At 71.7% G+C, this 10,814-nt stretch carries 9 protein-coding genes and 1 riboswitch; of the genes, 4 read left to right on the plus strand and 5 right to left on the minus strand.

Features of this window, described 5'->3' with window-relative positions:
- Positions 1 to 29: 29 nt before the first annotated feature.
- Both ACSQ11_RS14660 and ACSQ11_RS14665 read right to left on the minus strand, forming a co-directional pair.
- Positions 30 to 1,511 carry a M15 family metallopeptidase gene (locus ACSQ11_RS14660; RefSeq protein ID WP_436006646.1) on the minus strand — a complete coding sequence of 494 codons (1,482 nt, stop codon included), beginning with the start codon at positions 1,509 to 1,511 and terminating at the stop codon, positions 30 to 32.
- A 108-nt stretch (positions 1,512 to 1,619) separates the two neighbouring features.
- Positions 1,620 to 2,348: an SGNH/GDSL hydrolase family protein gene (locus ACSQ11_RS14665; RefSeq protein WP_436006648.1), complete on the minus strand. Its 729-nt coding sequence runs from the start codon at positions 2,346 to 2,348 to the stop codon at positions 1,620 to 1,622.
- Positions 2,349 to 2,513: 165 nt separating this feature from the next.
- Here ACSQ11_RS14665 and ACSQ11_RS14670 point away from each other — a divergent pair, with 165 nt between their 5' ends.
- Both ACSQ11_RS14670 and ACSQ11_RS14675 read left to right on the plus strand, forming a co-directional pair.
- Positions 2,514 to 5,792: a GH92 family glycosyl hydrolase gene (locus ACSQ11_RS14670; protein WP_436006650.1), complete on the plus strand. Its 3,279-nt coding sequence runs from the start codon at positions 2,514 to 2,516 to the stop codon at positions 5,790 to 5,792.
- Positions 5,793 to 6,144: 352 nt separating this feature from the next.
- Positions 6,145 to 6,525, plus strand: coding sequence for a single-stranded DNA-binding protein (locus ACSQ11_RS14675; RefSeq protein WP_436006652.1), 381 nt, complete (start codon positions 6,145 to 6,147; stop codon positions 6,523 to 6,525).
- Here ACSQ11_RS14675 and ACSQ11_RS14680 read toward each other — a convergent pair.
- Positions 6,509 to 6,823, minus strand: coding sequence for a DMT family transporter (locus ACSQ11_RS14680; RefSeq protein ID WP_436006654.1), 315 nt, complete (start codon positions 6,821 to 6,823; stop codon positions 6,509 to 6,511). The genes ACSQ11_RS14675 and ACSQ11_RS14680 overlap by 17 nt on opposite strands.
- 13 nt (positions 6,824 to 6,836) lie before the next feature.
- Positions 6,837 to 6,902, minus strand: a riboswitch (guanidine-III (ykkC-III) riboswitch).
- A gap of 59 nt (positions 6,903 to 6,961) precedes the next feature.
- Complete coding sequence (locus ACSQ11_RS14685) at positions 6,962 to 7,423, minus strand: GNAT family N-acetyltransferase (RefSeq protein ID WP_436006656.1); 462 nt, start codon at positions 7,421 to 7,423, stop codon at positions 6,962 to 6,964.
- Positions 7,424 to 7,481: 58 nt separating this feature from the next.
- On the opposite strand from ACSQ11_RS14685, the gene ACSQ11_RS14690 reads away from it, so the two are divergent.
- Both ACSQ11_RS14690 and ACSQ11_RS14695 read left to right on the plus strand, forming a co-directional pair.
- Positions 7,482 to 7,925, plus strand: a complete 444-nt coding sequence (locus ACSQ11_RS14690) for a helix-turn-helix transcriptional regulator (RefSeq protein ID WP_436006658.1) — start codon at positions 7,482 to 7,484, stop codon at positions 7,923 to 7,925.
- 10 nt (positions 7,926 to 7,935) lie between these two features.
- A complete protein-coding gene (locus ACSQ11_RS14695) occupies positions 7,936 to 8,346 on the plus strand; it encodes a VOC family protein (RefSeq protein ID WP_436006660.1) in 411 nt (136 codons plus the stop codon).
- Here ACSQ11_RS14695 and helR read toward each other — a convergent pair.
- Positions 8,330 to 10,489 carry an RNA polymerase recycling motor ATPase HelR gene (gene helR, locus ACSQ11_RS14700; protein WP_436006662.1) on the minus strand — a complete coding sequence of 720 codons (2,160 nt, stop codon included), beginning with the start codon at positions 10,487 to 10,489 and terminating at the stop codon, positions 8,330 to 8,332. The two genes, ACSQ11_RS14695 and helR, sit on opposite strands and share 17 nt — an antisense overlap.
- Positions 10,490 to 10,814: the final 325 nt, after the last annotated feature.

Genomic DNA, 10,814 nt, shown 5'->3' on the forward strand with positions numbered 1-10,814 from the left:
TATCACTACTCACCGAGGACGTGTCGTCCTCAGCCGGAGAACTCCCAGTGCCAGGGCTCTGGCGTGGCCCCGCCCGGCGCGGCCCAGCTCGGGTGGAACCAGCCGTAGAGCGGCGCGTTCTGCTTCATCCAGAGGTGGGCGGGGGAGCCGAAGTTGTTGATGCCGCCGCAGAGGTCGAGCGCCATGCCGAGACCGTGCCGGCTCGTCCCCGGTCGCGCGGCGAAGCGGCCCCGCTTGGCCTTGGTGACGTACTGCTGGCTCAGCGAACGGTAGGAGTCGGTGACGCAGATCGGGCTGCCGGTCTGCTTGGCGTACGCCTGGCTCATGGCGTTGAACGCCGCAGCTGCCCGTGGGGAGAGCGTCTCACCGGGCGCCTGCCACAGCGGGCAGAGGGCGCTCCTGGGGAAGAGTCCGTTGGGGTAGCTCGACGAGGAGGTGCTGCAGGGCTTGCCGATGCCGGTCGTGGTGATCGAGGCGCCGAGCACCTTGACGAGCTTGGCGTAGGCCGCCTTCGCCTCGGGCAGCTGGATGCCGGCGAGATAGGCCGCGATCGGGCCTGCCTTGGCGACGTCGGCCGCGTGCGACTTCTGCAGCGCGGCGAGCTTGGCCTGCTGCGCCTTGAGGAGCACGTCGAGCTGGGCCTTCTCGCGCACGATGGTCGCGGCCGCCGCCGTCGCGGCTGCCTGGGCGTCGGCCCGGACCTCGGTGAGGTGATGCTGACGGGCGCTGAGCGTGCGCACCTCGTCGACCGCGCGCACCCGTTGGTCGGTGAGGTAGGAGATGTCACCGAGCGGGTCGCCGACCTCGGCCTCCTCGGCCTTCATGGCGTCGAGCACCGAGAGCATCTCGCCGGTGCTCCCACCCTCGGAGTAGGCCTGGAAGGCCCACTCGCGCACGATGGCCCGCGCCCGGTCGAGGCGGCCCCGCACGACGCCGAGCTCGACCCTGGCCTGCGCTGCCGACGCCGTCGCGGCGGCCTCGGTCGTGCGCGCCTCGGTGAGCGACTCGAGCAGGGTGTTGGACTGGGTGGCCAGGCCCTGGACCTCCTTGAGCGCCACCGCGAGACCGGTGTTGGAGGCGGTGATCTGCGCCCAGATCTGCTCAGCCGCGGTGACCTGGTCGGCCAGCTGGTCGATGCTCAGCGTGACGTCCGGGTCGAAGGACCGGGGGCCGTCGTCGGACTGGCCCGGGCTCGGCGGCTGCCACGGCATCCGGGGAGTGGGCGTGGGGTCCGGCGTGGGCTCCGGGGTGGTGGTCGACGGCGGGGGCGTCGTCGTGCCCGGTGTCGGCGTGGCGGTCGGTGTCGACGTGGGACGCGTCGGCGTGGGCGTCGGCGTCGGGGTGGGCGTCGTCGGCGTGGGGGTCGGGGTCGGGGTGGGCGTCGTGGCCTCGGCCGGCACCGGGTCGGTGGGGAGGACGGGCTCTGCCGAGGCGACACCAAAGGTCAGCACCACGGCGGCCGCACTGGCGACCGCTCCTGTCGCGACCCGCGACAGCATGTTGCTCGACATGGTGATCCACTTCCCGGGCGCGCACCTGCGCGCTCCCTGCGCTGGCGGGTCACGGACCCGCCCGTCGGTGGCCTTCAGCCTAAGGGAGGCCCCTCCGCCTGTCAGCCGTTAGGGCTTCATCGACTGGGTCACGGCCCTGGCGAGTGCGGCGTGCCCGGCATCGTTGGGGTTGGTCCCACTGGCGACCATGAGCTCGGGCTTGTCCACGAGCGGCTGCTCGGTGTCGAGGTAGGTCGTCCCGGTCGCCTTGGCGGCGTCGGACACGGTCGTGGTGAGCGCGTCGAGGGACTCGGGCAGTGGCCGGAGGTCCCACCACGGGTTGACGACGTAGATCTTCGCGTCGGGCAGCGCCTTCTTGAGGCCGGACAGCGTTGCCGTCACGGCGGCGGAGACGTCGTCGGCGGGCAGCCCGGTGTCGTTGCCGCCGCCGGTGACGATGACCGTCGAGGGCCGTGCCGCGACCACCGCCTTGATCGAGTCCTTGAAGCTGGGGCAGGCGGCGTCGCCGCAGGACCCCTCGGGCCCGATCCGGAGGTAGCCCGTGCGGGCGTGCCCGAGGTTGACCTCCTTGAGGCCGAGCGAACGAGCCACGAGGGCCGTCCAGCGCTTGCCGGGCGCGGTCGCGCTCTTGCCCTCGGTGACGGAGTCGCCGAGGAAGACGACGGGCCCCTCCGCCCTGGTCGGAGTGGGGGTCGGCGTCGCGCTGGCCGAGGAGGTGGTGGGACGGGCGTCTGCGGGGGCGGGGGAGGAGCCACGGCTGCGGAGTGAGAAACCGACGAGGACGAGTGTCAGGACGAGGAGCCCGGCGAGAGCACCGTTCTGGAGTCGGTCGTTCATGTCGTGCAGTGTTCCACGCGCCCCCGTGCGGAGCGTGGAGATGTCGCGTTGTCCGGTGGGTCGTCCTCACCGGACAAGCCGTCGGCCAGCGGTTGCCGCGACGTCGTCGGCGCCGCAAGGGTGACAGGAGCTCGTGGATCACCGTCGCCCCACTAGGAGCATCACATGCCTCGCCGTCTCTCCAGATCCGTCCCACTCCTCGCCGTCGCCGCGGCCCTCGGCGTGACCGCTCCCGCGGTCGGCGCAGGGCCGCTGCCCACCGCCGAGGCTGCCGCTCCCCTCACGTCCGAGGTCAACCCGTTCGTGGGCACCCAGGACAACGGCAACACCTTCCCCGGGCCGAGCGCGCCCTTCGGGATGGTCCAGGTGAGCCCCGACACCGGGGGAGAGGGTGGCTACGACTACTCGCAGTCCCTCATCCACGGCTTCAGCCAGACCCACCTGTCCGGTGTCGGCTGTCCGGTCGTCGGCGAGCTCCCGGTCATGCCGACGACGGGAGCGGTCACGACGACCGACTCCACGGCATACCGGAGCGGGTTCACGCACGACGACGAGGAGGCGACACCGGGGTACTACCGGGTGGGTCTCACGAAGTACGACATCGACGCCGAGCTCACCGCGACGGACCGGACCGGGTGGCAGCGCTACACCTTCCCGGCCGGGAAGCAGGCCAACGTCCTGTTCAACACCGCGAAGGCCAACAGCACGGTCTTCGACTCCGAGATCCACGTCGTCGGTGACCGGACCATCGAGGGCCGGATCCACAACGGCAACTTCTGCGCCGGCAAGGACGAGCACACCGTCTACTTCTCGGCGCAGTTCGAGAAGCCGTTCGCGTCGTTCGGCACGTGGTCGGGCTCGACCCGGACGCCCGGCGCGCGCGACGCGTCGACCAAGGGCGGCGCGAACGGCGCGTGGGTGACGATGCCCGAGGGCACCACGAGCAGCACCCTCAAGGTCGGCCTGAGCTACACCGGCGTCGCCGGGGCCCGCGCCAACCTCGTGGCCGAGACCCGTGACTCGTTCGACTTCGACGCCACGCGGGCGAGCCTGACGCAGCGCTGGGAGAAGGAGCTCGGCAAGGCGCGGATCACCGGTGGCTCCAAGGACCGCCGGACCGCGTACTACACGGCGCTCTACCACGCGCTGCTCCACCCGAACCTCGCCGAGGACGTCGACGGCAAGTACTTCGGCTGGGACGGCAAGGTCCACACCTCCGACGGCTGGACCGCCCGCCAGAACTTTTCGCTGTGGGACACCTACCGGCCGCAGAACCAGCTGCTCGAGATCCTCGCGCCCGACGTCGCCCGCGACTCCTACCTGTCCGTGCTCGCCATCGGGCGCGAGGGCGGCTGGCTGCCCCGCTGGGCGCTCGCCAACAGCGAGACCAACATCATGACCGGTGACCCGGTGACGCCGTTCCTCGTCGAGGGCTGGTCCAAGGGCTTCCTCGCCGGCCACGAGGCCGAGGCGTACGCCCTGCTCCGCCAGAACGCCACCGAGCGCCCGCCCGTCGACAGCCAGTACAACGGCCGCAGCGGGCAGCACTACTACGAGAAGCTCGGCTACATCCCGTTCGGGCTCGAGCTCGGCAAGGACTGCGACCACAAGGGCGGCGACAACGACTGCGTCCACCCGGCGTCGGCGACGCTCGAGTACGCGGCAGCCGACGCGTCGCTCGCGATCATGGCCAAGGGCCTCGGCAAGAAGGCCGACGCGGCGATGTTCGACGAGCGGGGTCGCAGCTACCGCAACCTCTACGACACCCAGACCAACACGTTCCGCCCACGCCTCGAGGACGGCACCTGGCTCGACCCGTACGAGCCGGTCGCGGCGTCGCACGCCTTCCACGAGGGCGGCGCGTACCAGTACCAATGGCTCGTCCCGCAGGACCCGGCCGACCTCGTCGAGCTCATGGGCGGGCGGGCGGCCACAGCCGACCGGCTCGACCAGTTCTTCGCCTACGACAAGCTCCTCACCGACCCCGCGGGCACCGCACGCACCGACTGGATCGAGGCGACCTACGCCTACTACAGCAAGCCCACCTACAACCCGAACAACGAGCCCGACCTCCTCGCGCCCTACATGTACGCATGGGTCCGGGAGCCGAGCAAGACCGCGACCGTGGCGCGGGCGGCATACACGCTGTTCAACCCCGGACCGGACGGCATGACCGGCAACGACGACCTCGGCACGATGTCGGCCTGGTACGTCATGTCCTCGTGGGGCATCCACCCGCCGATGAGCGGCGCGAACTACTTCGTCGTCTCGAGCCCGCAGTTCGAGCGGACCGACATCACGGTCGGTCGCCCGCAGACGGGAACGGCCCGACAGGGTGGCCAGCTGACGATCACGGCACCGGGCGTCTCCGACGACCGTCGCTACGTGCAGTCGCTGACGGTCGACGGCAAGAAGTCGACGAAGAGCTGGGTCGACTGGGACGCGCTGCGCTCCGGTGGCTCGATCGAGCACGTCGTCGGCACGCAGCCGAGCTCGTGGGGCACCCGCCCCTCCGACGTCCCGCCGTCCGTCTCGACGTCGAAGGGCTCGAAGGCCGTCTCGCTCAGCATGTCGGTCAAGCCCAGCCCGCTCGTCCTCGCACAGGGCGACACGTCCGGGACATTCGTCGTCGACCTCCTCGGCCAGGCGCAGAAGAGCCTGCCCGTGAGCGTCGAGGTCACCGCGCCGGTTGGCTGGAAGGCCAGCCCGGCGTCGACGAGCACCGTCCTCAAGAGCAACGGCGTCCCGGCCTCGAGGTCCGTGCCGGTGACGCTCGCCGTGCCGGCCGGTGCGACGGGTGACCACGAGGTCGTCGTCACGGCGTCGGCGCCGGGCGTACCCGACGTCGTCCGGACGCTCCCGGTGCGGTTCCAGGTGCCGCTCACCTGTGCCGCTGCAGCGGCGCCGTGTGCGGTCGACCTGGCCGCCGAACGCAACCACGACGGCACGGCCACCGTGGCGGCCTCGACCGAGGGCAACTTCGACGGGGGCGGCTGGAGCTACGACGCCGCGCTGCTCCCGGCTGCCGGCTCGTGGGTGCACGACGGCGTGACGTATGCCGTCCCCTCACCTTCGGGGACCACGGCGAACTTCGTGGAGGGTCGCGGCCAGACGCTGCTGCTCCCCGCCGGTGCGCGTTCGACGCTGCGGGTCGTGGGAGCCGCCCACGGCGGTGACGTCTCCACGGCGCTGCGGGTGACCTACACCGACGGGTCGGTGGCGGACGTCCCCGTCTCGCTCACCGACTGGGCCGCTGGCAGCGGGAGGAACGGCAACACCGTCGCGATCGCCATGGACCACCGGATCCGGGCCGGGCAGGGCGTCGACGGGCCGCCGGTGCAGCTCTTCGCCGCCTCCGGCGCCACCGACGGGTCGAAGCAGCTGCGCTCGGTGACGTTGCCGAACGACCCGCGGTTCGAGGTCTACGCACTGACCCTGCAGTGAGGTGACCTCGCCGGTGCCCGTCGTCCTCATCGGGCGGCGGGCACCAGTGCGTCCGCGGCACCACGTCAGGGCTTCCGGCGCAGCCCGTCTGCACGAGCTGGTACCGCCTCAGGGCAGGACGGCCAGGCCCCGGACCACGTGGTTCCGGGGCCGTGCTGGGTGCGGGGTGGTTGTCGACCACCGGGTCGTGCTGCCTGCCGGGTCCGGCTGCCCGCCGGGTTCGTCGTCCACAGGTGCCCGCCGTCCCTCGCGCCGTCCACAGGCGCCGCGCACGGGGCTGGCGACAGGTCTGGCTCCCGCCGCATGGTGTGACGGCGGGAGTCGGAGGTGCCGACCCGGGGAGGGGATGAGCATGGCCAAGCAAACGCGAGCAACGACACGGACAAGGGCTGCGACGAGCGGCTCGGAGGAGGTTGACGAGGCGGTCAACAGCGTCGAGCTCTCCGGGCGGGTGAGCGGCGAGCCCGAGACGCGCGAGATGCCGAGCGGCGACCCCCTCGTCACCCTGCGACTCGTGGTGGCCCGGCCGGCCGGCGGACCGGTCGACACCATCGACCTGGCCTGCTGGTCACGGTCGACCCAGCGAGCCGCGGCCCGGCTCTCTGACGGCGACCGGGTGCGCGTCACCGGCGCCCTGCGCCGGCGGTTCTTCAGGACGCCCGGCGGTGCGGCGAGCCGCTACGAGGTCGAGGTGGCCAAGCTCGCCCGTCGGCCGGTCAGTGGGTCAGCTTGAGACCGACGACGCCGGCGACGATCATCGCGACGAGCAGCACCCTGACGAGCGACGCAGGCTCGGCGCCCGTGGCCATCGCCCAACCCACGGTGCCCACGGCGCCGATGCCGACCCACACGGCATACGCCGTCCCGATCGGGAGGTCGCGCATCGCGTAGGCGAGGCCGCCCATGCTCAGGACGAGGGCGACCCCGAAGGTCACCGTGGGCGCGACGCGGGTGAAGCCCTCGGAGCGGCCGAGCGCGGTGGCCCAGACGGCCTCGAGGACACCGGAGAGGACGAGGACGATCCATGACATGACGAGTCACTCCTGTGGGCCGTCTTGTCGCGTTGCCGGGTACGGCGCCCCTCGTCCGGGAGCCTGTCACAGGCTCTGGATCGAGAGTCCCACACGGGGGAGGGGGAGGCAAATCCGTTGCGGTGAGCGCGGATCGGCTCAGAGCTGCTTCTCGTAGTAGATCGCCATCGGGCCCGACCCGCGCCCCTCGTGGCAGTCGAAGCCGAGCGACTCGTAGAGGTGGCGTGCGGCCTCGTCGTCCTCGGAGGTGTTGAGGTCGACATAGGTCGCGCCGCGGCTGCGGCAGTGGTCGAGGACGTCGGTGAGGAAGACCCGACCGAGGCCCTGGTGGCGCGACTCGGGCGCGATGTAGAGCTCGGCGACGTAGGCCTCGATGTCGTCGGCCCACGTCGCCGTGCGGAAGCGCACGATGGCGAAGCCCACAGCCGGAACGCCAGCCAGCAGGACACTCGTGTCGCCGCCGCGCACGAGCCGACCAAGGTGCTCGGTCATCTCGTCGACCTCTGGCACCGGGTCGTCGTACTCGCGGTTGAAGTCGGCGAAAAGCACTGCAGCACAGCGGAAGTCATCCTGCGTGCGAGCCAGCCTGCCAAGGTCCACGACACGAGCGTAGACCGCACCGGAGCGCACGCCTGCCCGGACGGTGCAAGATCGACGTGTGAACGAGCACTCGGCGAACGCCGACCGGCTGCGCGACCTCGCCCTCCTTCGGCGGGTGCGTGACCGCATGGACCGTGAGTTCGACCGGCCCCTCGACGTCGAGTCACTGGCGCGCGACGTGCACATGTCGTCGGGACACCTGAGCCGGTCGTTCAGGGCGGCGTACGGCGAGTCGCCCTACAGCTATCTCATGACCCGTCGCATCGAGCGCGCGATGGCGCTCTTCAGGCGCGGGGACCTCAGCGTGACCGACGTCTGCTTCACGGTCGGGTTCTCGTCGCTGGGGACGTTCAGCACCCGCTTCACCGAGCTCGTCGGGATGTCTCCGAGCGCCTACCGCAAGCGCGCCGACGAGTCCGACGGTGAGCTGCCCTCGTGCGTCACCAAGGCCGTCACCAGACCGGTCAGGAATCGAGAAGCGCAGCCGCCGGCCTCGAACTAACGTCGACGGCATGGACATCAGCATCCACCACACCTTCCTCCCGCACACCGACCCCGAGGCCTCGCTGGCCTTCTACCGCGACACCCTCGGCTTCGACGTCCTCGCCGACGTCGGCCAGGGCGCCATGCGCTGGATCACCATCGCCCCGGCGGGCAGCGCGACGCCGTCGATCGTGCTCGCCCCGCCCGCCGCGGACCCCGGCATCACCGACGACGAGCGCACGACGATCGCCGAGATGATGGCCAAGGGCACCTACGCCACCATCGTCCTGTCGACCCCGGACCTCGAGGGCACCTTCGACACCGTCCAGGCGAGCGGGGCCGAGGTGACCCAGGAACCCACGGACCAGCCGTGGGGCGTGCGTGACTGCGCCTTCCGCGACCCCGCCGGCAACCACGTGAGGATCAACCAGGCGTCGTGAGCATCACGAGCTCCCGGGTGGCACGCGTCATCGCGACGTAGCGGTCGACCGCGCCACGCACACCCGAGCCCCACCGGTGCGGGTCGACGAGGACGACGAGGTCGAACTCCAGACCCTTGACGAGCTCCGGCGCGAGCGACCGAACCCGTGGGATCTGGACGAACGACGGGTCCCCGATGACGCACGCCACGCCCTCGTCGTTGCGGGCCAGCCACTCCTCGACGATCGCGTCCCTCCGGGTCGTGTCGTCGTGGCGGACCGGGACGCCGGAGCTGCGGACCGAGGTCGGGACATTGGCGTCGGGCAGCGCGGCGAGGATGACGGGAGCAGCATGCGCCATGACCTCCTCGGGCGTGCGGTAGTTGATGCTCAGCGACGCCTGCTCGACGGACGTGAGGCCGACCCGACGCAGCCGCTCCTGCCACGACTCGGAGAAGCCGTGCCGGGCCTGCGCCCGGTCGCCGACGACGGTCAGGCTGCGTGACGGGCACCGGGCCACGAGCATCCGCCACTCGGCGTCGGTGAGCTCCTGCGCCTCGTCGACGACGATGTGCGCGAACGGCCCCGCGAGCATGTCGGGTCCGGTGCGGACGAGGACCTCCTCCTCGACGAGGTTTTGCCTGATGTCGGGGTGGCGCAGCATGGTCACGAGTCCCTCGCCGTCGTCGTCGGCGGCGATGAGGTCGTCGATGACGCGGGCGACCTGCTCGCGCTCGGCCTCCTCCGCGGCCCGTCGACGCCGACGGCGCGCCGAGGCCTCGGGGTCACCGATCCGGCGACGCGCCGCGTCCAGCAGCGGGAGGTCCGAGACGGTCCACGCCGTGGGGTCCTCGCGCTGGAGCGCGCGCACCTGGTCGGCGGACAGCCAGGGCGCGCACCGCTGCAGGTAGGCCGGAACGGTCCACAGGTCTCCGACGAGGTCGCCTGCGTCGAGCAGCGGCCAGGCACGCCGGAAAGTCTCGACGAGCTCTTCGTCCTGGCGCAGGACGCGTCGTAGGAGGTCGTGCGGTGCGTCCGCCTCGGCGTCGTCGTGCTTCTCGACGATGATCTCGACGAGCTCGTCCCACACCTCGTCGCGACCGTCGTTGTGTGGAGTCCCCGGCGCCGGAGCGTCGAAGGCGACCGCCCAGTCCTCGGGCCCGACCCAGACGTCGGCCCACGGCGTCTCGACGGTCAGGCCGTCACGCGGCGCCTCCTCGTAGAGGCGCACGGCAGGCTCGATGGCCCCGACCATGGCCGCCGTCGCCTTGAGCGACGCCACGGTGTCGTCGACCTCCTCGGGCGCGTCGGCACCCTCGGCGACGAGGTCGCGCACGGTGCAGGTGAGGACCCCTTCCTCGCCGAGGCTGGGGAGCACCCCGGAGACGTAGGAGAGGTAGGGCAGGTGCGGTCCGACGACGAGCACCCCGCCCTTGCGGTGTCCCAGCCTCGGGTCGGAGTACAGCAGGTATGCCGTCCGGTGCAACGCGACGACCGTCTTGCCGGTGCCGGGGCCGCCGTCGACGACGAGGGCGCCCTTCGACCCGGCGCGGATGATCGCGTCCTGGTCGGCCTGGATCGTCCCGAGCACGTCGCGCATCCGGTCCGACCGGTTCGTCGCCAGGCTGGCGACGAAGGCGGACTGGTCGTCGAGCGCAGCCCGGCTCTCCAGGCCCGAAGAGGTGAAGACCTCGTCCCAGTAGTCCGTGACCCGCCCGTCGGTCCAGCGGTAGCGACGTCGGCTCTCCAGACCCATCGGGTCGGCATGGGTCGCGCCGAAGAAGGCCTCGGCGGCGGGGGAGCGCCAGTCCACGAGCAGGACCTCCCCGTCCTCGTCGGTGAGGCCGAGCCGTCCGATGTGGATCGGGTCCGACCCGTCGGCGGGGACGATGCGCCCGAGGCAGAGGTCGACACCGTGGCGACCGAGGGTCCTGAGCCGGGAGGTGAGGCGGTGCGTCTCGAGGTCGCGGTCCAGGGCGGCCCGGCCCGCACCGCCGGGCGCCCGGCGGCTGGTGGCCAAGCGGTCGCGGAGCTCGGCGAGGGTCGCCTCGAGGCTTCCGGCGATGGCGGCGAAATGCCTCTCGTCAGCCGCGATCAGGCCGGGTTCGGCCTTGGGGGAGAGGCGGGGAGGGAGGTCGAAATAACAGGTCGTCGTGGTGGTCAAGAAGCGCTCCGATCGGCCGGAACGTCCGGCCACGACCGTCAATTCTGGACACGAGCAGCCGCTTGCCACAAGGCCCCCCATCGGCTATACCTTGGAAGTGGAAGGACGCTGCGGCGTCCTTCCATTGCGTTGTGGCACAGCGCGGTCCGGCTCCGGTGGCCGCGGTCCGGTTCCGGTGGCGAGGTCAGGGGCCGGGGGGGGGGGGGGGGGGGGGGGGCGCGGGGGGGGGGGGGGGGGCGGCGGGGGGGGCGGGGGGGGCGGGGGGGTGGGCGTCGGCGGCGGCGGGCGCGGCCACACCAAGGCCCCCCGGCGGCCGGGGGGCCCC

Origin of the sequence: Knoellia sp. LjRoot47 (assembly GCF_964253435.1) — a bacterium.
GTDB lineage: Bacteria > Actinomycetota > Actinomycetes > Actinomycetales > Dermatophilaceae > Knoellia.

Bases quoted from the DNA above. Each gene is read 5' to 3' on its own strand.
- ACSQ11_RS14660 (WP_436006646.1), bottom strand. From the start codon at position 1,511: ATGTCGAGCAACATGCTGTCGCGGGTCGCGACAGGAGCGGTCGCCAGT.
- ACSQ11_RS14675 (WP_436006652.1), top strand. From the start codon at position 6,145: ATGGCCAAGCAAACGCGAGCAACGACACGGACAAGGGCTGCGACGAGC.
- ACSQ11_RS14680 (WP_436006654.1), bottom strand. From the start codon at position 6,823: ATGTCATGGATCGTCCTCGTCCTCTCCGGTGTCCTCGAGGCCGTCTGG.
- ACSQ11_RS14670 (WP_436006650.1), top strand. From the start codon at position 2,514: ATGCCTCGCCGTCTCTCCAGATCCGTCCCACTCCTCGCCGTCGCCGCG.
- ACSQ11_RS14695 (WP_436006660.1), top strand. From the start codon at position 7,936: ATGGACATCAGCATCCACCACACCTTCCTCCCGCACACCGACCCCGAG.
- ACSQ11_RS14665 (WP_436006648.1), bottom strand. From the start codon at position 2,348: ATGAACGACCGACTCCAGAACGGTGCTCTCGCCGGGCTCCTCGTCCTG.